General features: G+C 60.7%; 5 protein-coding genes. 4 read left to right on the forward strand and 1 reads right to left on the reverse strand.

Going from position 1 to position 26125, the window contains the following annotated elements; genetic code table 11:
* The first annotated feature begins 17 nt into the window (after window positions 1-17).
* Together Pan189_RS05305 and Pan189_RS05310 are read left to right on the forward strand one after the other, a co-directional pair.
* Window positions 18-16334: a choice-of-anchor Q domain-containing protein gene (locus tag Pan189_RS05305; RefSeq protein ID WP_145362915.1), complete on the forward strand. Its 16317-nt coding sequence runs from the start codon at window positions 18-20 to the stop codon at window positions 16332-16334.
* A 148-nt stretch (window positions 16335-16482) separates the two neighbouring features.
* Window positions 16483-22245, forward strand: coding sequence for a protein kinase domain-containing protein (locus tag Pan189_RS05310; RefSeq protein WP_310821115.1), 5763 nt, complete (start codon window positions 16483-16485; stop codon window positions 22243-22245).
* Window positions 22246-22260: 15 nt separating this feature from the next.
* Here the strand turns inward: Pan189_RS05310 and Pan189_RS05315 are convergent, their stop codons facing one another.
* Complete coding sequence (locus tag Pan189_RS05315; RefSeq protein WP_145362917.1) at window positions 22261-23406, reverse strand: ATP dependent DNA ligase; 1146 nt, start codon at window positions 23404-23406, stop codon at window positions 22261-22263.
* 339 nt (window positions 23407-23745) lie between these two features.
* On the opposite strand from Pan189_RS05315, the gene Pan189_RS05320 reads away from it, so the two are divergent.
* Both Pan189_RS05320 and Pan189_RS05325 read left to right on the forward strand, forming a co-directional pair.
* Window positions 23746-24756, forward strand: coding sequence for a GDP-mannose 4,6-dehydratase (locus Pan189_RS05320; RefSeq protein ID WP_145362918.1), 1011 nt, complete (start codon window positions 23746-23748; stop codon window positions 24754-24756).
* Between the two features lie 77 nt (window positions 24757-24833).
* Complete coding sequence (locus tag Pan189_RS05325; protein ID WP_145362919.1) at window positions 24834-26102, forward strand: hypothetical protein; 1269 nt, start codon at window positions 24834-24836, stop codon at window positions 26100-26102.
* Window positions 26103-26125: the final 23 nt, after the last annotated feature.

Here is a 26125-nt window from a genome sequence, read left to right on the forward strand (position 1 = left end):
GCACTGAAGATGTGGGTGTGATTGCGACGACCGAAGCGACCATCGTCGCCTACAACACGATCTTCGCCGACTCGATCAACGCGGCCAGCGATGCAAGCGGCAGCAATGCCGCCGGCCTCAGTCCAGGAATCGTTGTGCAAAACAGCATTATCGAAACTGGCGGGGGCATTCTATCGACATTCGGGACGGCAGTTGACCCCGGCCTGGAACCGCTGACTGACAACGGCGGCCCGACCAACACCCATGCGATCACCCCCGGCAGCGCCGCGATCGATGCGGGTCTGGATAACCGTGCCACCGAAGAGGGTTCCAATGGAAGTACGCCATTAGCGAGTGACCAACGCGGTGAGGCCCGATTCTTCAGCACGGTTGACATCGGTGCCTTTGAATTCATTGCGCCCGACTTCACGAATCCAATTACCCTCGCCGCCGACGGCAACGCCGATGATCTTCAACTAAAGGTCGATACTAACGCAGGGATCGTGCAGCTTTTCGATGGCACAATCCTGCTGGCGCAGGAAGCCATCGCGACGCTCGACACGCCGATCATCGTTAATGGCGAAGACGGCATCGACAGCACCCTTACGGTCGACTTCGATGGCGATACGGACGTCTTCAAGAATGGCCTCACCTTTAACGGTGGCACCGGTGGGAACGATGAACTTGTGCTGACCAACGGTAACTTCACCACCACCACTTACAACGCCACCAATGCCAATGATGGCAACATCGTGCTCGATGACGGCACGACCACTTCGACCATCACTTACACCGGTCTGGAGCCGATCTCCAACACCGGTACTGCCACCGATATCATCTTCAACCTGACAGGCTCAACGGACACAGCCGTCCTCGAAGACTTCGGCACTGCGAATGACGGCCAGATGCGGCTGCGTGATGCGGGGACAGCACCCGGTACTTTCGAGGATGTGGTCTTTAACGTCACAGGGGGCACGTCACTCACAATTAATCTGGGCGATGGAGACGATTCGCTAACCGTTGTGTCGGTTGATGATGCGTTCGCGTTGGCATTCGAAGTCAACGGCGACGGCGGCGATGACGACATTATTGTCGACGCCGCGCTCACGACGGGCCTGACCAGCATCGACCTGACAGCTGAAGGGATCGTCGTCAATCAGGACGTCACCACGACCGGCGATCAGTTCTATCGTGGCGACACACAATTGGTCGGGGATGCGACGACCGGCCTGCTCACGCTGACAGGGGCGAACGTCACGTTTACGGAGAACGCCCGAGGCACGTCAGCAAATGTCGGTACCCACCTCGTTATTAACGCCGCTGGTGGCGTGATTGATTTTCAGGCAGGGGTCGGCAATGGCACCGGCTTTGAAGACTTCGACGTCACGGCGGATCAAATCATCCTCGGCGGCAGCCTTGTCGTGGACGGTGATGGAGCCACGGGAGTCACGGCTGCGCAAACGATCGAACTCAATGGCGATGTCATCCTCTCGCATCCGACCACGACGAACTTCAACATCGATATTAATGACGGATTGCCGGGCAATGATTACTCCCTCTTAATCACCGGGGATGTCAATGCGGATAGTGCCGCGAACAACCGACGGTTCTCCGTCTCCGCCAGAGGCGGCGAAATCTCGATTCAGGGGGCGATCGGCAATGACGAAGCGCTCGCCGATCTCGGCTTCTTCGATTCCGCATCAGGCAACAATTCCGACCCGACAATCCGGCTGGCAGGTGATGTCACCGTCACCGGCGCCAGCGGTAATGGGGTGGTCGAGGTCGAAGGTACGCTCTTACTCGATAGCAATGTCGTCTTTAACCTCGGTTCGAGCGATCTGGCTATTTTCGACGGCATCGAGAACGGGAGCGCCGTTTCCGGGCTCACCGTTGACACGACCGGTGACATCGCTGTCGACGGTGCGATCGGCGCGAATGCCGCGATCGGCGCGGTCACAATTACAAATGCCAACGATGTCGACTTCCAATCAACGATTGAAGCGGCGAGCCTCACGCAATCGGCTGGTGCGGGAACAACGACCCTGAATGGTGGCACGATCGGCGGCGCGGTTAACGTCACGACCGATGAGATCACGCTGAACTCCGGCACGCTCGCTGCCGGTGGTGCGGTCGAACTGACGGCACAGAACGGCGATATTAACTTTAGCGGCGGCGTGATCGACGCGACCGGTCAGGCGGTCACACTGAATGCCAACGGGGCGATCACCGGCGGGCCCGTTGGCGGAGTGCCCGATCTGACGGCCGGCACCATCACAATGAATACCGGCGCGAACGGAATCGGTGTCAGCGGCACCCCGTTAGAAATCTCTGCCAGCGGCCGTGTCGATGCAGCCACCGTCGCGCCGGGTGCCGATTTCTTTATCACCAGCATCGGCGACTTGCATCTGGGACAACTCAATGCGGGCACGGGAACAATTCAATTGACCGCTGCGGGCACTTCGTCAATCCAAGACGTCGTGCAGAACAATGACGACGTGAGTCTTGCCATGGGCCTGTTCAATCTGATCGGTTCCCACATTGATCTCGTTGCCGGAGGTGGCATCGGTGACGGGGAGGAACTGGAAGTGCGCGATTCGCTGACCCTCAAGGCGGTTGCCCAAGGTGGCGGAGTCGGGCTGAACGCGAACGCCGGGAACGACCTCACGCTCACCGACGTTCAAAGTAACGGCGGAAAGATCAGTTTCGAGGCGCTCGGCACCGGCAACATCATTGTGCAAAGCATGGTGGCAACCGGTGGCTCGGTCGAAATGAGTTCGTTCGGCACCGGCAAGATCATTGCGCAAAGCGTGGTGGCAAACGGTGGCTCGGTCGAAATGAGAGCGACCGGCGCGGTTGAAGTGGGCTCGATCACTTCGGACGGCGTCACAGGCGTGACCATCACGTCCGGCGAGGCGATTACAGACGGCTCCGCCGATGACAGTGCCGCCAATATCATCGCCGGTCAGGCAATTCTCAACGCCGCGACCGGGATCGGTTCCGCGGCCGCGAATGGCGATCTCAATACAACCGTCAGTCAGCTCGATCTCACGAACACCACTTCCGGCGGCGTCTTCATCACGAATGCTGGGGCGTTGGAGTTGATCGATCTCGACGGGGACGCCGCAACGAGGCGGGATGGCAACTTTGCCGGCGGCGGCGTCATCACCGCGACGAGTCCACTGACAATCAGCAGCAACATGACCTTCGCCGGGTCGATGAGCTTCATCGCCGGGGATGATAACACGGCAAACGATGACGACCTGACCGTCAACGCGGCCGTCTCGCTCGACTCCGCGACCGACTCCACGTTCCTCTTCCAAGCTGGGGATGATGTGATCCTCGGCGCGAATGGCTTAATCACGACGGCGAGCGCCGCGCACACCATTCAAATCATTGCTGATCACGAAGGGGCGACCGGGACCGATACTGATCGCGGCGGTGTGACACAAACGAGTTCATCCGCTGTCACGATCAGCCGCACGACCGGTACCGCAACTTTGATCATTGACTCCGCGGAGGGTGTCGGCACGACAGCCAATGCGCTCCGCACGACGATCGATACACTCGATGTCGACGACACGGACTCCGGCGACATTGTAATTATCGAGACCGACGCCGTCACCGTGAACCAACTCGATCAAGACGGCAGCGGCGCGGTCTCATTGACCGCGGGCGGGACGATTACCGTCGCCTCCGGGCAACCGGGGGTCTCCGCCACGACGGGACAGATCACACTGAACTCGACGGTCGCTGACATCGTGATGCAGGACGGGTCGACGATCAGTTCGACCGAGGGCGATGCGGTCCTCATCGCGGCGAACAATATTTCCCTCTCCCAAGTGAATCTCGACTCCGACGGAATTAATGCCGCCGGCAAATTCATCGCCGCGGCCGATGTATCGCTCTCGGATCCCAGTGTTGGCGTCGGAGCAATCTTCGACAACAATTCGGGCGTTACCGCCGGTGTTGAAGACGCCAACATCATCGCGGCCGAGGCGTTGTTCTTCTCCGCCGATGGCATCGGGGTGACCGACGATATCGACACGGCAACAGCGGCGGATGTGACAGCACTCACCATCGCGGCGCTCACCGATGCGGGCGACATCAATATCTCTAACACTGACTCTCTTGCGGTTGGCCAAGTGAGCGGGGCCTCGATCGTCGGCGGTGCCACCGGTGTGACGATCGCCAACGGCGCCGCGACGGACGATGTGACGCTGATTGCATCCGGCGATCTCAGGATCGCTCAATCCGTCACCAATAACGGTGGCGGGGACGCAAACCTGCTCTCCGAAGCGAACGTCGAACTTAACGCTTCGATTCAACTTGACAGCACTGGCGATATTAACGTCGTCGCCGGATGGGATGGCTCGACGGGATTAACGGGGACGACATTCAATATTGCCGCCGTCTTTGCGGACGACTCGACCTACGGTATCGGCGGTGGTTCCGTCGCGATCGGTGACGGCAACCAAGCAAATGGCATCGCGGTCGGGAGTAAAACCGGCGCAACAAACGTTGCCGCGACCGATCTCGAACTCACCGGTAACGATGCGGCTTCGTCCGACGGCTTTGCTCAACTTGGCTTCCACGTTGCCTCGACTGACCCCGTAACAGCGATCGCGGGGGCGATCCGCATTGACCTGACCGGCAATTTGAGCTTGGACGCCGGTGCGGGAGCGACATCGAACGCCGACGCGGGAATTGGTCACGGCGGGGCCGGTTCAGACGGCACGCGACAGGGGAATATCGATCTGACGGTCGCCGGCGAAGCCTCTCTGGTGGACGGGGCAACCGCCGAATGGTTCATTGGGCATCGCACGATCGCCGCGAGCGGTATCACCAATTCCGATGTCTCACTCGCGACCGGCACGCTCGATTACAGCGACGCGACGACTTCAATCGACTTCACGATCAACCAAGACTTCGCCAACCGCCTCGGTTTGGCACTGGCCGGGGGCGAACTGACGATCGTTGCGACAGGTGACCCCTCGAATGCCGCCGGCGACGACGGCAACCTGATCAATAACGGCACGTGGACCGCCAACGCGGCGAACCTGTTGCGGTTCGAATCGACGGGTGACATCGCTTTCAACGGTCCGGTCACGAACTCCGGAGCCGGGGCCTTGGAGGTCGCCGCGGCGGCCAACGGGATCGCCTCGGTTCTCGCGAACCTCAGCTTCGCCACCGGCGGCGTGACCTTCGAGAGCGGCACTGTTCACGGGACCGCCGCCGTCACCGGCGACGCGACGATTCAAACCGGAGTCACCCTGACCGCCGGCGCGATGCCGCAGGACAGCATCGGCCAGCTGACATTCAACAACGACCTGTCGCTCCAGGCCGGTTCGACGTTCCTCGTCGAAGTCAACGACACGACCAATACCGCACCGACCCCCGGGACCGATTACGATCAGATCGCCGTCACCGGCACGACGACCATCGAGACGACCGGTGCGGGCGTCACGCTCGACTTTGATATCCCGACAGGCGGCGACGCCGGGATTAATGCCGGAGACGTTTACGCGTTTCTTAATTCCACCGGCGGTGTCACCGGCACCTTTACGGGTGTCGCCGATGGCGATGACGTGACCGCCGAGTTCTTTGACGGCGCCCAAGCCAATCGGCTGGCCTTCGCGAATTACACGGGCTCGGCCTTCACGGTTTCGATTCAACAAGATTTCTCGACACCTGTCACGATCATTAATAACGGACTTGCCGATGTCCTCGAATTAAGAGTTGACGACCTCGGCGACGGGGACGCGTCGAATGACGTGCTGCAATTATTCGATACCGGGCAGCTCATCGCGGAAGAACTTGTCGACGATGTAATCGCCCGTGGCACTACAATTGTGATTGTCGGCGAATCGAACGTCGATACCTCGCTTGAGGTCGACCTGACCGTTCGGGGCGAGTATCGGCAGGTCGGCATCGACTACGACGGCGGCGCGGGCGGAGCGGCCCAAGATAGCCTCGCGCTGATCGACGGAACCACCACTTACGCGACCGTCACCCATTCGTTCGCGAGTGCCAGTAGCGGCGACATCATCCTCGACGACGGCACGCTCACGTCGACGATCAGTTACACCGGCCTGGAGCCGATCGACGACGACCTTAATGCGACCGATCGCGTCTTTGAGTTCACTGCCGCCGCGGAGACGATCACGCTCAGTGACGATGGCGACGCAAACGACAACGAGTCGACGATCGACTCGACCCTCGGCGAATCAGTCACGTTCATTAATCCGACCGACTCGATCACGATCGACACCACGGCAGGGAGTGGGGCCGACACGGTCAATATTCAGGGCGTTGACGCACAGTTTGATGCGGACCTCATCATCACTGCCGATCGGGATGCCGGGGAAGCCGATACGGTCAACTTCCAAACGGCCGCCCTCGACACCAACGGCGGCAGCATCACCGTCGCGACGGCTGAGACGATTAACGTCAGTACTGCCGTGGTTACCGATGGCGGGACCGTCTCGTTCAGTTCCGGAAGCGCCAACTTCCTCGCGGGATCATCGGTCGCCACCACGGACGCCACGATCGACGTGTTCGCCGATGCGATCGACATTAATGGGACCGCTTCGATCAATTCCGGTGTCGCCGTGACGACGCTGGCCCCGCTGACGGACGGTATCGCGATTAACGCAGGACTCGGGGCCACCGATGCCGCCGGCACGCTCGGTCTTGACGATGCGGAACTTGATCAAATCACGGCGAGTGAATTGGTCATCGGCCGGGACGCGGCCGGCGCGATCACGACTGTCGGGACGGTCGTTCCGGCGGGAACCAGCGCGTTGACGTTCGTCAGTGGCGCGACCGTTGACATCAACAGCTTCGTGGGCGCATTTACGACACGCATTTACGCCGTCGGCGACGTGACCACAACCGGTACCGCCACCCTTCAGGCTGCCGCTTCTCTTTCTGTTGTTTCAACGGCTGGGTCAATTGACCTGTGCAACACCGGGTCTCCACATGTCGCGGGAACGTTCGCCGCCAGTGCGGCCGGGTTCGTTCATGGCCGATTCGGTTCGTTTTTTGTATCGATCGGAACGGTCTTGGCTTCAGCGGGCGATCAAGGGCTCTTCGCTGGGCCGATTGCGGGTGTCACATCAGGCTCGGACGCAACCGTCGCCAGCACTCAGGGAGACGATATCGCCATCCGGGCAATAACCGGGGGTATTTTCACCTTCGCGAATATCACAGCAAACGGCGACGGAAATATCTTGCTGCGGTCCGATGCCGGTTTTGTGGGGCTGAACGCGGCTGTCATCGCGGCGGGTGACGACGTCGGAATCGAAGCCGCCGGGAACGTCACTCAAAACGCATCCGGCGCGATCACCGCCGACGTTCTCGGTGTTCGCAGCACCAGCGACAATATCAACCTCGCCGCGGTCGCCAATAACGTGTCGACCCTCGCTGCCGAGGCGCAAAGCGGGTCGTCGATCTCCTTCCGCGCGGCGAACGCGCTCGAAGTTGACACCTTCGCCAATACGACGATCGGGTGCGTCACGATCGCTGAGATCAACGGAGTGTCAATTCAAGATGCTGGCAATGCGGATGCCGGCGGTGATGTTTTGTTGAACGTGGGTGGCGGGCTGACGGTTAACGAGTCCGTTCTCAATGATGATGCCGGACAAATCAGAGTCATCACCGATCCGAGCGAAACAATCACCATTGCTGCTGGTGAGGTGATCGAGGGGCAGGACCTCAGCTTTGAGACCTCCGCGATTACCGGCGATGGCACGGTTATTTTGAATCTGGACGATGATAACCTGGCTGACGAGATGAGGTTGTTCATCGAAGCGGGGACTGGCGATTTGGTCCTGACGAATTTCGACGGCACTAATACAAGCGAACTGTTCCGGCTCGATGGCGATCTGCAGGTCGAGTTCGTGATCAATGCCGAGGATGGTGAAGATTCCACACTGACGATCGACTCGACAAACGGCAATCCCGTTCCCGTCAGCGGGATCACCTTCAACGGGCAAGGCGGTAATAACTCGCTCGTCGGACTCAGCAACTATCTCGTCACCGGGAGTAATTCCGGCTCAGCGGGCGGAGTCACGTTTAATGATGTCGCCAACCTGGCTGGCACAACGGGCGACGACGCTTTCACATTTGAAAACGCGGGGTCAATTTCCGGATCGATCGACGGTCTGGGCGGCAGCGACACGCTGACGGGAGATGACGACGGCAACGTCTTTGTGGTCGACACAGCTCAAGGCGGCACGCTGACCGGCAAGATTGGCGGAACGTTCTCCGGCATCGAGAATCTTGTCGGCGGAGCCGCAGACGATACCTTCACCTACGACCGCACCAACGGGGCGACTGGCGACATCTCGGTCGATGGTGCGGGCCAGGCGACTGGGACAACGGGCGATGCGCTGATCATTACCGATCCCAATTCCGCCGTCGCCCCCGATGATGCGCGGCATATTTATACCTTCACGACGACCAATGCCAACGGTCACGCGGGCACCTTCGCTTATGATGACGACGCGACCGATCCCGTTGTCGCGACAATCACCTTCGCTGGGCTGGAACCAATCACCAACAGCGGCACCGCGACCGATGTGATCTTCAATTTGACGGGTGGAGTCGACAGCGCGGTACTGCAAAACAATGTTGCTGCCGGCTTCATCGAATTGGTCGATACGGGAGCCGGGCTGGGCACGTTCGTAGACACGGTCTTCGCCGTCGCCGGGGTGTCGTCAACTACGATAAACCTTGGCGGCGGGAACGACGGCTTCACGCTGCGGGCACTCGATCCGGCGTTCACCGCGAGCCTCAACATCAACGGTGGCGGCGGAAACAACACGGTCACGCTCGATTTCCTGAACGGTGATCCGATCCCGGCGGGAGGGTTCGTGTTCGACGGCGGGACCGAAGACGACACGTTCGTCGTCAACCTGCGGAACTTCGACGTCTCGGCCCTCGACGGGAAGTCGGTGACTTTTAACGGCGGACTGCCGGACATCACCCCGGCCGACAACAACCCGGGCGACACGCTCGAGATCCTGCAGGACGCCACTTCGAACGTCGAAACGATCCAGTTCGAATACACGAACCTGACCGATGGGTTCGTGCGTGTCGACGGCCTGGACGCCGACACCGCGTTCGATTTCGAGGTGATCTACACGGGTCTCGACCCGATCCTGTCGACCATCAACGCCCAGAACGTGACCCTGAATTACCTGAGTCTCGACCCGACCGAGACGATCACGATTCAGGACAATCTCGACGGCACGATGGAGGCCTCGTCGACGGCCGGTGAATTCACGACCTTCAATACGCCGACGGTCTCACTGACCGTCAACAGCGGTGTCGGCGATGACCTGATCACTTATCAGGACGACGGGACCGATGAAGGGGGTGCCGCCAATAACTTCAACGCGGCGCTGACGATCGATGGGCAAGATGGTGTCGACCGGGTCAACTTGAACGACGACCTGATCCTCGGTTCGGACGCAGTCGGAAACACCGGCAATCTCACCGTGCTCGCCGAGACGATCTTCGTCGGTCGCAATGCGGGTCTCGATGTGGCGATCGATACGACCGCCGCGACGACGAACGCGGGCACCGGCGGATTGGGGAACGTGCGATTCCTGGCCGACCGCAGCGGGGCGAATTTCTCGACCGACGCGATCAGACTGAATCTCAACTCGTCGATCACGACGACAGGCGACGGAGTAGGAAACGGGTTCGTCGACTTGGACGTGGTCATTGACGCGACCACCACGGGCGACTTCAGCGGGATCTTCCTCAGAAGAAACGCCAATATCACATCCGAGTTCGGGCCGATCACGCTCGACGGCTTCGGCGGGCCGACGGGCAGCAACAACGTCGGCGTCCAGGTCGACTCCGGATCGATGGTCACATCGACGGGGACCGGGGCGAATGCCGCAACGATCAAGATCAACGGGACGGCGACCGGCACGGGGAACGGCAACGACGGCGTTCGTGTTGCCGCTGCAGGCAGCGAAGTCAGCTCGGTCGACGGGGACATCGCGATCAACGGTACGGGCAGCAACGGAGGATTGGAAAACGACGGGGTGGAAGTCTCATTCGGAGCCGTCGTCACGGCTTCCGGCGACGGTTCGATCGCGATCACAGGCGACGCTTCGGGCGTCGACGACAACGTAGGCGTCCGTCTGCTCGAATTCGCCGTCGTCAGTCAGACCAATACCTCTGCGACGACCGCCACCGTGACGATCACGGGGACCGCAGCGGGGACCGGCGAAGGCAATGTCGGCGTCGTTTCAGAGAACGCCGAGACCTCTTCTGAGTTCGCCGACATCCTCATTGACGGAACGGGCAGTGCCAACGGCACTTCCGAAAACGACGGCGTTCAGATCCTTGATGAATCGACGGTCGAGTCGACCGGGGCCGGGGCCGGGGCGGCGCTCATCACGATCATCGGCGTCGGCGGCGGGGACGATTTCTCGAATGAGGGCGTCGTGATCGGCGGCGGGAATACGCTCATCGCCTCGGACGACGGCGCCGTTTTGATCACCGGCACCGGCGGCGGGGGCGCGGTCGCGGGAAGTGACGAAAACGATGGCGTCACGATCACAAACGGTGCGGAGATCAGTTCGACCGGGACTGGAGCGAACGCAGCGACGATCACCATTGAGGGCACCGCGAGCGCCGGTGGTGGCGACAACAACGGGGTCAACATCATCCGGCTCGAGACGCTGATCACGTCAGTCGACGGAGCCATTTCGATCACCGGTGAGGGGGGCGGCGGACCGTTCCTCGACACGGGCTTCAACGGAGGTGTCTTCATCGAGGACGCCGAGATCATCTCGACCGGCACCGGGACCGAGGCGGCCACGATCACGATTCTGGGGACGGGTGGCGAAGGAGAAAACGATAACAACGGCGTCTTCATCGGAGCCGATACGGCGGCAGTGATATCAACCGACGGAGACATCACGATTACCGGCATTGCCGGCGGCAATGTCGCTGGAGGGGACGTGAACCACGGCGTTGTCGTTGCCGGTGGCGCTTCAGTAACCTCGAACGGTGACGCCGCCATCGCCATCGCCGGTACGGGCGGCGGAAGTACCGGAAATTCGGATGACAACAACGGGGTACTGATCTTCGGCGGCAACATCGAGAGCACCAGCGCCACTTCGACCGTAGCGACGATCACGATCGACGGTACCGGCACGGCGGCTGACGACCGAAACAATGGCGTTCTCGTCACCGACGGCGGAACGATCACCTCGAACAATGCCGATATTAAAATCACGGGCACCAGCGGCGGCACCGGCGCCACGAGTGACGACAACGACGGCGTTGAAATTGAACTCTCGGACGTAATCGCGGCCGGGGATGGTGCCGTCACGATTACCGGGACCGGCACCGGTCGGAATGGCAACGAAGGGGTCCGGATCGACGAATCGCTCGTCGAGACCGAAGACGGCGACCTCACGATCATCGGTGAGACGACCGGGACCGGGAACCTCAACGACGGGGTCGAGGTGACCTTCGACTCCGAGGTGACCGTTTCCGGTGACGGCTCGATCCTGATCGACGGGACCGTGACGGCGGGTATGGACGACAACGTCGGCGTGCGGATCATCGACGTGTCCGGCGTCACGCACACGAACGGCAACCCGACGGCCGCAACGGTGACGATCCTCGGTGTGAGTAACGCAACCGGTATCGGAAATGACGGCGTCGCGATCGAGGACGCCGACGTCACGTCTGAGTTCGCCGACGTCACCATCACGGGGACCGCCGGGGCGAACGGCATCGAAGACAATGTCGGCGTGCGGATTCTCTCCGGCGCCTTCGTCGCTTCATTCGCCGATGGTGCCGACGCGGCCGCGATCTCGATCACCGGCACCGGGGGCATTAACGCCTCCGGTGATTTCAACGACGGTGTCCGCATTGGCGAAAACGGCGGTGTCGAGATCAGTTCGATCGACGGTGCGATTGCAATCGAAGGCTTCGGGGGAACGGGAGTCGACGAGAATATCGGTGTGCTGATCTTTGATGGGGCACTGGTCGAATCGTTCGGAGACGGAACGGATGCCGCCACGATCACGATCACCGGCACCGGCGGCGGCGACGGTGACGATAATGACGGCGTGCGCGTCGACGGGACCGACACGCTCGTCGCATCGCTCGACGGGGATATCGCGATCCGCGGAACCGGCGCCGGGGCGGGCGAACTGAATGACGGTGTCGAGATTTCCTTCGAAGCCGTCGTGACCGCATCGGGGGACGCGTCGATCGCGATCGACGGGGCCGCCCCCGCCGGGACGTCCGTCAACGTCGGCGTGAGCATCATCGGCGGCGCCGCCGTGAGTCACACGAACGGCGACCCGACCGCCGCGACGGTCACGATCACCGGTCGCAGCAGCGGAACGGAAACCGACAACTACGGCGTCGAGATCGCAGACGCCGCGGTAACGACGGGCTTCGCGGACCTCCTGATCGGCGGGCGCGGCAGCACCGACGGGACCGACTTCAACGCCGGCGTTCTGATCATCGGCGGCTCACTGGTCGAGTCTTCGGGAACGGGGACCGAGGCCGCAACGGTCACGATCATTGGGGCCGCTGGCGGGGACGGGTCCGATAACGACGGCGTCGCTGTCGTCGGGTTCGACACGTTCGTGGCCTCGATCGACGGCGACATCGAGATCACCGGGACCGGAGGCGGGGCCGACGACCGCAATGACGGCGTCGAGATCTCCGTCGAAGCCGTCGTCGTGGCCGAAGGGGACGCGTCGATCACCATCGACGGCACGGGCGGCGGAACGGCGGCCGGGTCGGAAGACAACAACGGCGTCGCGATCTTGAACGGTGCCATCGTCGATCACTTCAATGATCAACCGACGACAGCGACCGTCACGATTACCGGGACCGCGGGCGGGCTCGGCGATGGCAACGACGGGGTCGAAATCGACGACGCGGCGGTCTTGTCCGACTTCGCAGACATCTTCATCAAAGGGACCGGCGGCGGATCGGCCGAAACCGGCGTGACGGGCAATGACGGCGTCGAGATCGAAGACGGGGCCGAGGTCATCTCATTCGGCGACGGCCCGGGTGCGGCGACGATCACGATTATCGGTCAGGGGGGCGAAGGGGAAAGCGAGAACGACGGCGTGCAGGTCGTCGGTTTCGGTTCGCTCGTCGAATCGACCGACGGCGACATCCTGATCCTCGGCACGGGCGGCGCGAACACACTGAATTCTTCCAACAACAATCGCGGCGTCGTCGTCTCTGCAGGCGGTGTGGTCGAAGGCCTGGACGAGGCTTCGATCGAGATTGACGGCCTCGGCGGTGGGCTAAGCGGAACCGACTCGAACGTTGGCGCTTTAGTCACCGTCGCTCGCCTGAGCACGGAAGGCGGCGACCTCACCGTCACCGGCACATCCAGGGCCGAAGGCGAGCTGAATCACGGAGTGCTGTTCGATTTCGCAATCGTCGCGACGACAGAAGACGGTGACATCTCAGTCGAGGGAACCGGTGGAGCTGGCGCCAGCGAGAGTAGCAGTGGTGTTGAGATCATCAACGGCTCGCTCGTGCGTGCGTTCGGTAGCGGCGACGTGGCAATGACCGGCACCGCCCGCGGCACGGGTGAAGACAACGACGGCGTCGAGATCGATGACTCGACCGTCCGGACCTCCGCCGGTGGTACGATAAATATTGAGGGCACCGGCACCGGGACAAATTTAACCGACGGCGTACAGATCGAAGACGCCGCACGAATTTTGTCGGTCAATGGCACGATCACGGTCCAAGGCACGTCGAACGCGACTGGTACTGATAACAACGGAGTTTTGGTCGCCGAAAATTCTGAGGTTGCTTCGACCGGCGGATCAATCAACGTCACCGGGATATCGAACTTCGGGACCGACGACGTCGCCGGAACTTTGGTTGTCGATTCTTCGATTCGGTCGGTCGATGGTAATCTAACTGTCGTCGGCCGTTCTTCCGCTACGGGCAATCGCAATGCGGGAGCCTCGTTCGATGGTGCGACGGTCGGCACAACAGGGATAGGGTCAATACTGATCGACGGCGAGACGACCGCAGGCGACTCGCAAATCGACGGCGTCGAAATTCTGCGTGGTTCGCAGATTTCAGCGCAAGGGTCTGGAGATTTGACGGTCAACGGTCGTACTTCCGGGACTGGAACCGACAACAATGGCGTATTCGTCGACACATCGGTCGTGGCGACGCAAGGCGGTAATCTCATCGTTTCGGGCGGAGCAACGGCTGGAACATCATCAACCGATGGTGTCGCACTCGACGCGGCAACGATCCGCTCCGGTGCAGGAAGCCTCTTCATCGGTGGAGTTTCCGATGCAACGGGGAACAACAGCCACGGCATCGAAGCCATCGAATCGGTGGTCCGTGTGACGGGTAACGGGGTGATCACGCTCGTTGGAAACGCGGGATCTGGCGCCGTCGGAAATGTGGGCGTGGAAATCGACCGCACGGTCGTCTCCGGCGAGGGGTTGGGAGCCGTCACGGTCGTTGGCACCGGTCAGAATTCTGACACCAACGACGGCGTATTAATTTCCGGCAGTCCCGCAACACAGGCTGCAATTCGAAGCGTCGCGGGACCGATCTTCGTCACCTCGCTGGCCGGCGACATCACAGTCAGCGATCGGACCGCAACGGTCGAATCACTTTCGGGGTCAATCACAGTTAATTCCGCCCGCGATGCACAAATCGGCGGGCTGGTCGGCTCCTTTAATAACTCGGTGACCGTCACTGCCCAGCGAGACCTCTTCCTGAACGACCTTGGCACCGCTGTAAGCACGGCATTCTTTAACGGGCCGAACGCCACCGATGCGGCAATTGCAGCCGGGGTGGACGCGACTCTTATTAGTCGCACCGGGGCGCCGGCCGGTGCCAGTACGACAACGCTCGGCATCTTCGGTCGAGTGCTGGCTGGAAACACGGCAAGGCTGCTGGCGAATAGCGGCAGTGCGACGATCGGGCACGCCGTCATCGTGACGGGAACAACGCCCCTGATTGATGCCGAAGCAACGACGGGTGCCGTGGAATTTGATCGCGGCTACCTGGAAACCAGAGATACCGACACGAACTTCGTCGAACGTCTTGTCGGCGACCCGCCCAACTTTACCGGAGCGTTTAACAACGCCGGAGCTCGGATATTTGAGATCGATCTCGGCGACCCGTTCCTTGTGCAGTTCTTCCTGGATGCCGGGCGAACGGTCGATACGGTCGATGGGGTGCGGTCCGATGCGGGGCTTCAGGCGGTCGTCGAATTCGATGACGACGCCGACTTGTCACCCGGTGGCGGAACGACGCAAATCGTGACCGACATCAACAGCGATCTTGTCACCAGCCGGTTCGGTCCATTCTCGAACACCTATGACGAGTTCTTCCTGAGCGGTCGATCGGCTCTGGCGGGGAACGGCAATCCGGCTGTCCGAATCGTTGCAACGGTCGGCGTTTCGACGATTCGCATCACAGAAGCGATTTCCGAGACAAGCGCCGTGGGAATCTTCCAACCGAATGAGCCGGTGGGCATCGTCGAAGAGACGACGACGATTCCGATCTCCGTGCTTCCTCAGGAAGCATTCGCCTTTATTCTGCCTGAGCGAGATGACCCCGCACCGATCTTTGTTGAGCAGAGCATACCAGTCGGCGATACGACCGCGAGTTCAATTCCGTTTGAGTCGCGGGCCCCAGAGTTCGGCGGGGCCGGCGGTCAATCGGGAGCGGGTCTCGACACGATCCTCATTCTGCGGGTGTTTGATCCGAACGACCCAGAGGGTTACCGCGACATCGAAATTCCGTCGTTCTTCCTCGCGCCGCAAAATCGCGAACTCTTGGCCGGGTTCCTCGGCGAAAACACCTACCAGTTTATTGAAAAGAATCCGGACGGCTCGGAACGGGCGATCGGGCTGCCGTTTTACGTTCGCGGCGGGGAGTATATTGAAATCGATCCTGATTCGACCGACGGTGATTCCGATTCCGGTTCTGACTCCGATGACAGTCCCGAAGTCATTACGACGGAACCGGGCGGGGTTCAAACTTCTGAGTCGACCGACTCTGCTGAACCCGCAATCGACGATGCCCAATCGCCACCGACCGGATCAGACGGCACGACGGCACGCCCGATCAGCAATCGTGTCGAATCGTCGCCAAATCAAGGTTCGGAGGATGACGCCGGTGGTGATGACGCGTTACGATCGGACGGGGAAACACCGACTGCCGGGGCGGCGATTGGCCTCGGATCGCTTTCCGTGCTCAGGATGAGAAGTCGGCTCCGTCGAGCTGACGGCGGCAAACGCGAACTGGGGTCGCCCGTCTCCCGACTTCGCCGTCGCCTTCAATCAATCGTCGGGGATGAATAATCCGCCGTGATTGCCGGCAGCGGTGCGGTTGCGATTGATGACCGACGGCTTGGCGTTCGTCGACTGATGTCGCTGCGCCATCGTCGGCTGCAAACTCGGACTGTTATTAAGTGAATTCCGGTTAGAATTCGGTTGAGCGGGGGTTAAGTTGGGGTCCTGTCCGGAGTGCGGCCACGAACTGACGTCACTGGAAGTGACGACGAGTCGCTGCGCGCAGTGCGGTGCGGATCTGACGAAGCGTTCGTTCGCAAGCGATCACGATGCCGGGGAGACGAGCGGAACGGTTCAACTTTCCGACGGATCGGCTGACCCCAAAGAGTCATTCGACTCGACTGTCGCCGTTCAACAGCCGGGTACCGATTCCAGTTCGCCGGCCAGCTCCACCGACCGAAATGTCGGATCCGATACGGCCGTCGTTGACGGCTCGGACAACGACCGAACGCTTGCCCCGAACGATCTCGATTCCGGAGGAAGTGATTCGGGAACCGTTCATCCCGGACAAGTTGATCCAGGACAAGTAGATCCCGGACAAACGGTAGCGATCAATCCGCGATCGAATAACTCGGACGAGTCGCCCGACCTCGGCGCGACGGTGCAACTGAGCGAGACCGATACGTCCACGCCGGATGATACGGGGGCATCGACCGATCTCGGTAAAACAATCTCAATCGACGGTTCTGCCCGGCAGCCCGAAGCTGATTTCGGGGCCACGATCGTCGAGGGAGACCTCTTTGATGGTGCCAAGGATTCCGATACGCACGAACCGATCGGAGGGTCACACGACCAGACGTTGGTCACAACACCGGGGGCAACACCCTCGGACGGTGATCTCGGCAAGACGTTGAGTCTGCGTGATTTCTCGGAGGAAGATTTCGAAGTCTGGGGACAGGGAGTCACCGCTTATCTCGGAGGAGAGTCGGCTGAACCGGGTTCGAAGAACGAGAAACGGACCGCTAATGTCTCCGGTCTGAAAGGCGGCCGGTCCGATACGATCTACTCAGGCAAAACGTCGGTCGCCATTCGCGGGGTGACAGGGCTGTCCGGCCAAGTGGTTGACGAACCGGCATCGACGCCCGATTACAGCATCGACGGGCGGCTCGGTGCGGGCAACATGGGTGTTGTCTACCTGGCCAGACAGCGGTCGATGAATCGCGAAGTCGCCCTCAAGACGATCAAGCCCGAGGGTCGCAAGCAGCGGGACCAATTAGATAATCTTGCCAGCGAAGCGATCGTCACCGGCAACCTGAATCACCCGAATATCGTTCCCGTTTACGATTTGGGACGGGACGATGACGGAAACCTCTTTTACTCGATGAAGCGAGTGGACGGGGTGACGTGGGACGATGTACTTGCCGAAAAAACGCTCGATGAGAATCTCGACATTTTCATGCGAGTGTGCGACGGGATCGCATTCGGACATTCCCGCGGCGTCGTGCATCGCGACCTTAAGCCGGAGAACGTGCTGATCGCGGCATTCGGCGAAGTGCTGGTCATGGACTGGGGCCTCGCGTACGCGACCGACGAATTTCCGAAGCTCGACAGTATCGTCCGCAATGTCACGATGGGTGGATCGCCCGCCTACATGTCTCCCGAAGCGGCTCACAATTTTCTCGTGATGGGCGGCTGGAAACAGGGCGATACGAAGCCGATCAATGCATCGATCGATATCTATCTGCTCGGCTCGATCCTGTTCGAAATGATCAGCGGTCATCCGCCGCACGCGGGCAAAGACTTGATGGCCTGCGTTGTCGCCGCGTCCGAGAATAAGATCCGCGACGCCGGGCCGGATGCCCCGGAAGGGCTCTTGGAGATCGCTCACAAAGCGATGGCGGCGGATGCGGCTGATCGCTATCAGAATGTCGAAGAACTGCAAGACGCCGTCCGGCAGTACGAACGCAACGCTGAAAGCATTACGCTGACGCTGCGGGGCAATCAGCAGCTTGAAGCGGGTAACCTCGGCCGCGCCGTCGCCTCGTTCGAAGATGCCGTTGCACTTTGGGACGAAAACGAAGAAGCCCGCAACAAATACGCGATCGCCCAACGTCGACTCGAGCGTCGTCGCTATACGACGGCCGCGTTGACCGCGGCGTTGGTCCTCGTGACGGTTGGCGGATTCGGCGGCGTGACGTACCAGTGGAGCGAGGCGGTCGTCGCCAAGCAGGAAGCGGATCAACAGCGTGAGATCGCCGAAGTCGAGAGACGAGAGGCCGAAGTAGCCGAGAAAAAGGCGATCGCCGAAGAGCAACTCGCCCGCGCCGCAGAGCGAGAAGCGAATCTCGCCAGACAACAAGCGCAACGCGCCGCCGAAGAGGAAAAGAAAGCCCGTGTTGCTGCGGTGCGGGCCGAAGGCGAAGCCCGACGTGCTGCCGCTGAAGAGGCGATCGCGAAACGAAAAGCGGAAGAGGAACGGCAAAAGGCCGAAGTCGCCAAGCGAGAGCAGGAGTTCTTAAATTACGTCGCGCGGATCAAGCTCGCGAATCAGCGGATCGAAGAAAACGATCTCCGCGAAGCGCTGCGGCTGCTCAACGAGTTAGCCGCCGGGTCGCCGCAGCACTGCGGCTTCGAGTGGCAACACCTGATGTATCTTTGCAGTCAGGGCAGCGACCGACTGGAACTCGCATCGCCGGTTCTCGCGGTTGACGTCAGTGGAGACGAATCACTGACCGTCTTCGGTACCGCTGACGGGGCCGTCGAATTGTGGCAGGGGAAAGAGTTTCGCGTTGCGGATGCCCAGCCGATCGCGGTCCGACGGCCGGAAGGACTGCTCTCGGTTGATGCCGTTGCCGCTTCGAGCGACGGCCTTCTTTATGCCGCAGCGGGGGCATCGCCTTCGGGCTCGCTGTCCCCGATCTTCATTTATGCTCGCGGCGAGGAACGTTCGCCGCTCAAGCTTGAGCTGACCGACAGCCGGAAAATTCAAACGCTTCGGTTTCTTGCGAACGATTCGCAATTGCTCTCGGCCGGCGATGACGGAATCGCAAGAATTTGGGATGTCGAGACGGGAGAACTTCTCGCCGCGACAAAGCCCCAATCGGCGAAGTGGACCGCGACCGACGCGGTGATGACCAGCGACGAAAATTATCTGTGCGTCGCCGGTCTCGACGGCACGGTCGCGATTTTCGGAAAGTCGGGTGCGGGCTCGTCCCTCGAATTGGAACTTCAAGGAGCTTTTGAGGGACACCGACGATTAGTCCGGTCGGCCGATAACCGTCAGTATCTCGAAGGCGAAGTGACCTGTCTGTCGAGCCTCTCCGACGGCCGCATCGCGAGCGGCGACGCCGCCGGGCAAGTTTTCATCTGGGATCCGGCCAAAGTCCGTCGGGCGGATCGACTCGATCAGACGTCGGCCATCGACATCGTGAAGCGGCTCGCGACCGGGGGAGAAGTGGGCGACGTGGCTGACCCGTCCGTTTATCGGTTCCAGGCCCATGATTCTGAAGTCACCGGCTTGTCGACTACGACCGATGATGACGGGCGCACGCTCATCGCTTCGGGCGGTGCCGATACTCTGGTGAGAGTTTATCTGCTTGAAGGCGATCCGAACGCGATCGATGCGACGCAGCGCGTGCTGCTTTCGAATTATCGCGGGCATACCGATGTCGTCACTTCGTGTCGGTTTGACCCGTCGAATCCGTCGGTACTCGTTTCGTGCGGAGCGGACGGCAGGGTCGTGCGGTGGAACCTTGCCGCCGGTGGTGAAGTTCGAAATCTCCCGGCGGAGTTGACCGGTCACAGCGGCGCGGTGCTCTCCGCGAAGTTTTCGCAATCGGGTGACGAAATTGTGACCACCGGCCGAGACGAAGTCGTCACGGTGGTCGATCTCGCCGACCCCGATAAACGGCGTGAGTTTTCCGAAGGTCACGATCGCTATGCCGGCCTGACGGCTGTCGTTCCGACACCGGACGGCGAATACCTCGTCACGACCGGTTACGACGGCGTGACTCAGGTGTGGAGTGTCGTAGAGCGGACGCAACGGGCTCGGCTGGCCGGTTTGCCGCGGGAAGGGCGGGAGGGAAGCGAAGGCTTTGACGCATTTACTCCGCTGCGGCCCGTCGTTTCACCGGACAGTCGCTGGCTCGTCACCGACAGCGATGCCGATGCCGGCGATCATCGTCTCGCATTCTGGAGCTTGGCCGATGTCGTCGATCCGAAGACCAGTCCTCGGCCGATCGCGATCATCAGTTGTGAAAACGAGCCGACCGCGGCGGCGTTTTCCGGCGACGGCGAGCGGCTTTATGTCGGCGATTCGGAGGGGCGATGCTATGTCTGGTCTCGCAAAACAGAGGACCTGAAGTCCTTCGCGGTTCACAGCGGTCGATCGCCGCGGGTGACGGTCATCCGAGAAGTTCCCGACACCGGAAAAGTTCTCTCGGCAGCCGAAGATTACACGGTCGTTCGTTGGTCGGGGTCAGATGGTCAACCCGATTCGGGTTGGTCGCTCAAGCACCCCGGATGGGTGGAAGAACTTGAGGTCACGCCCGATGGCAAGTTCGCCGTGACGACCTCCGGCCCGCGAAATGCAGCCAACGAACTACGCCTGTGGAACCTCGAAACGAAGCAGGAAGTTTGGAATATCGGACTCAAACAGCAGCAGATTTCTTCGGTATCGATGCGGCCCGACGGTACGCAATTGCTTGTCACAATCGTTCCCACCACGGCCGGTTCGGGCGGCGGGGCAGTCCACCTTCTCAACACGGAAGACTTCAAAGAGGTTCGATTCGACCCGGAGACGGGGCAGCCTATAATGGTCGGGGAAAATCGCGAGACCGTTCCTTTCCTCAATTCCGATCTGTTGGGTGATCGCGTCTTCGCGGCGGCTTTCGGAGCGGACGGCAGAACCGTCTTTACGGCGGGACTCCGCGGCGTGGCGGTGTGGGACGTCGCGACACGCAGCCGGGAACACGGGGCCTTTCGCAACCCCGGCGAAGCGATCGCCGCCGCATTTACGCCGGACGGAAAACGCATCGTGATCGGAACCCTCAATGGTTCCGTACTGCTGCTCGACGCGACGACTCCGATGCTCAACGCGACCTTTTCCGCTCAACCACCCAGGGCAACCGGTCGCATCGATGCAATCGCCGTCGCCCCGGCTTCTGCGAACGAAGAAGACGAGTCCTACCGCTTCGCGACGGCGGTCAAAGGGGCGGTCGCGTTGCGAACTGTCAGTCGAAGTCGCCCCAGCCGGTTGATCAGCCAATCGATGTCGCAGTCCGATCCGCTGAGCGATCGACGGATCACGGCGCTCGCCTTTTCGAATGACGGCACGTTGTTATTCGGAGGCGACGACTCGGGCAAACTCCTCGCGTGGGAAGTCGCCGATGATCGAATTCAGTCGATCAAGCTGTCGGCTCACCCGGTACTGTTCCGGCACCAAGGGCCGATTCACGACCTGGCCTTCGATTCGACCAACAGACTCGCCGCGTCAAACGATGCGGCGGCAACAAATCCGGCCGAGGGTGACTATGTCTTCGCGACGGCATCAGCCGATGACTCGGCAGCCGTATGGGTGGCACGACGCAGTGGCGAGTCGCTCTCCGTCGTGCCGATCTCTGTCGCCCGCGGTCACGGTGCGCCGGTCACGTCGATCGCGTTTGCCGAACGCTACGACCGGTTGTTTACCGCCGGTGACGACGGAACGGTCAGGCTGTGGGATTGGGATCGGGACGGACTGAGCAACTGGGAGGTTCACGGCGCAGACAACGATCAGGCTCGATCGAAACCTCAGGGAGCCACGGAACTGCTCGTGCTGGAACGTCATACCGATGCCGTCACATCGGTCGACTTCGCGGCCCGGCAGTCGCTGTTGCTCAGTGCGGGGGAAGACGGTCGCACGATTCTGTGGCCGGGCGTTGCTCCGCCAACGGCGAAGTCTGCGGAGTCGGCTCCGGCTGCGGACGGGATCAATCCCTGATCGCAGTGATCGATCTCAATGGAGTTCGGCAAGTAGCGAACCGAATTTCGGATTGCGAAGTCTCTTCGAGACGGTCCATCCCTGGGTGGTGGCCGTGCATGCCAATTTGGGGCGGAGCCAGATGCCGACGGCGCCGATTGGTACGATCGGTCGATGGGTCTGCAACCTGGGGTCAGTCATCCGCTGAATCAGATGCTCGTATTCTTCCTGTCCGATATCCGAGGACGGAACACGTCCGACGTAGACGAGATCACCTTTGATGACGGAGGCGAGCAGGAGCCAGGAGAAGCCCTCACGACTCGGGACATAGCCGACGATCAGGCATTCGACCGATTGTCGCTTTGGTTCGGCATTCGTTTGCTCTTCTTCCTCTTCGGCAGGCATCGCGGTCGCCGCGGCGCCCTCGATCGATTCTTCGAGTGAGGCGTCTGCATTCTGTTGTGCTTCCGCGGCCGTTTCCCGCAGCCTCACGCTGGCCCGCTGACGGACGCCCCAGTCTTCGAAGAGGCTGTTGAAGTCGAGCGCACCTATCAATGTGAGCGCGGCGATGATAGCCATTAGCGACCACACCGCGCCCCAGAATCGCCAGACACCGTCCGGCAGACGCGTCAGAGTCTCTTTCCAAATCCCGAAGGGGGACAGCAGCAGGTCCAGCGCGCCGAAGCGGTCCGATCGCCTGCAGGCATGAATGTACGCGGCGACATGAAACGACAGCAGTAGGACGCTGCCCAAGGCTGTTTGTGCGAGTGACCAAGTCGCCCGGACGGGTGAGTCGATCGGCCACAGCGCGGCCGCTAGTCCGCTGACGAGAAAAATGAACGCGGCACCGAATAGTGCGAGCCAGGCGTATGAAGGAATGACCGTCCAGATGCTGAGCGGCGTATCGTCTTCGAGGCCTTCCTGCTCACCGCTGAGATCGACCTGAGAGTCGAGTGCGGGATAGTAGCCGCATCTCGGGCAGAAAGAACTACTTCCCCAAGACTCATGAGATCGACACCCCGGACAGGCGGGCGCCTTGCTCTCCGAGGAAAACCCCATTGGCGGGGCGGATGAAGCCGCGGAGGCATGCTTCCCGGGATCACCGTGAGAGGAGTGATTGGCGAGCGCGATTTCTTCGAGCAATCGCTCCGTTTCGGCGATATTCGAAGGATGGGTCGCCACAATCGGCCTCACTGATTAGAAATCGGTATTCCCTGAACACTGTTGGTCGCCGTGTGTACGGCGGCGCAATCGATGCCGTTCGAACACTAGGTCGAGAAGCCGGTCCGGGTCGCCTATTTGTCGATAGAAGTCACCCTGTGCGAAGCCGGCGTACCACGGATCGCTTTGACCGCTACAACCGGACCGCGACACCGTCGCTTGTCGGAATTGAACGTGGCGACCAATGCCACGACCCGTTAGTAAAGACACTTAGCACGCTGCATTGCTGACTGCGACGCAGTGAAATTTCTGAGATTCCGCCGATCGTGACGGCGGGGCGAACAGCAAACGGAATGGAACATGAAGAAGGCACTGATTACCGGGATCACCGGTCAGGACGGTTCGTACCTCGCCGAGTCGTTACTCAGAGACGGCTATGAGGTCCATGGCCTGGTGCGCCGGGTCGCGCTCGAAGATGGAGGGACAAGAGTCTCCCGGCTGAGCGGATTTCTGGACCAACTTCATCTTCACGATGGATCGCTGGAGAGTTTCCCGTCGATTTACCAAATTGTGACGAAAGTCCGTCCTGACGAGGTGTACCACCTCGGAGCCCAGAGTTTCGTGGCCAAATCGTTCGACGATGCGTTCTCGACGTTAAAGACGAACATCGAAGGAACGCACTTCGTTCTCGAAGCGGTCCGCCAGATCGTGCCTGAATGCCGCTTTTATTTCGCAGGGTCAAGCGAGATGTTCGGCAAAGTCAGTGAGAGCCCTCAGAACGAATCGACGCCGTTTCATCCCCGCAGCCCGTACGGAATCTCCAAGGTGACCGGCTTCGATCTGACGCGAAACTACCGGGAGGCCTACGGGATGTTCGCGTGCTCCGGCATTCTCTTTAACCATGAGTCGCCGCGCCGCGGGTTCGAGTTCGTCACCCGCAAAATCTCCTCGCACGTGGCCGAAATTAAGGCCGGCCGGAAAACCCAACTCCAGCTCGGAAATCTCGAGGCGCGACGCGATTGGGGCTACGCCGAAGACTACGTCGAGGCGATGCGTCTGATGCTTAAACACTCCGATCCGGTTGATTTCGTCATCGCCACCGGCGCGACGCACTCGGTCCGCGACTATTGCGAAGCCGCATTCGCCGAAGCCGGGTTAGACTATCGTGATCACGTCGTGCATAACGAACAGTTTGAACGTCCCGCCGAGGTCGAATTGTTATTGGGCGACGCTTCCAAAGCCAAAGCGGAATTGGGATGGGAGCCGAATGTCGACTTCGAAGGTCTCGTGCGATTGATGGTTCGTCACGACCTTGAGCGGTTGGGGCACTCTGCCGCCTCATCGGAAGATCGGGCCGCAACCACGGTGTGAAAGTTCCCGGCCACCCGTGAAATAGCACATTCGATCGTTCCTACTGACCCACTTGAAAATTAAGAACGGATATTAAGATGAAACGCCGCGATTTCCTGAAGGCGGTCACCGCGACGTCGGCCGGGTGTCTGCTCAATACGACGCTCCCGCAATCACTCTCGGCCGAATCGGTCGATCAGTGGTCGTTGCCAACCCGGGTCATCACCACGGGGCCGAAGCACCATTGGTTCGGCTACTACGATAAATGGCAGTTCGACCCGACCGACCGCTTCGTGCTCAGTAACGAAGTCTCGTTCGAGCATCGCAGTCCGCGGGAAAGCGACTCGATCGGCATCGGGATGGTCGATACGGGCGAAGCCGATCGCTGGATTCCCTTGGGAACGACGAAAGCGTGGTGCTGGCAGCAAGGCTGCATGTTGCAGTGGGTGCCGCAGCGCGAACACACCGTGCTATGGAATGACCGGGAAGGAGATCAGTTCGTCTGTCGCATTCTTGATACAAAGTCCGGCGATCAACGCACCGTCGATACTCCGATCTACAGTTTGGCCCCCGACGGGCAAACGGCGGTGACGACTGATTTCCGACGCATTCAGGACATGCGAAAAGGGTACGGCTACGCCGGGCTGGCAGATCCGCATCGTGACGAATTGGCTCCGGATGACAGCGGGCTGTGGCGGGTTGATCTCGAAAGCGGTGACCGAGAGTTGGTGTTTTCGATCGCCGAGGCGGCTTCAACCGGGGCCGGCAATCCGTCGATGGAGGGGGCGAAGCACTATTTTAACCATCTGCTGGTATCGCCCGACGGCAACCGCACAATCTTTCTGCATCGCTGGCGTCCTGACGGAGGACGCGGAAAATTCCGAACGAGAATGTTTACGATCGGTCTCGACGGTTCCGACCCTTACGTGCTCGACCCGTCAGGCAGCACGTCGCACTTCATTTGGCGAGACGACGAATACATTTGCGCCTGGACGCGACCGGAAGGGCAGCCGTGGGGCTTCTATCTATTTAAAGATAAGACCGATGAGGTCGAACCGGTCGGTCGTGGAGTCATGACCAAGAACGGGCATAATACATATTTACCGATCGGTGACGGGACGGAATGGATTCTTAACGATACCTATCCCGACCGGGATCGCGTTCAGACGGTCTATCTTTATCACGTGCCGACAGAAAAAGTGGTGAAGGTCGGCGACTTCCCATCCCCGCGGGTCTATACCGGCGAGTGGCGGTGCGACACCCATCCGCGATACAGCCGCGATGGGAAGACGATCTGCGTCGACTCACCCGTCGAAAGGAGCGGCCGCCAGTTGCACCTGATCGACATCTCCGAAATCGTGGGCTGACCCTGTCGCGATCGCCACACAAG

Source organism: Stratiformator vulcanicus (assembly GCF_007744515.1).
Classification (GTDB): domain Bacteria; phylum Planctomycetota; class Planctomycetia; order Planctomycetales; family Planctomycetaceae; genus Stratiformator; species Stratiformator vulcanicus.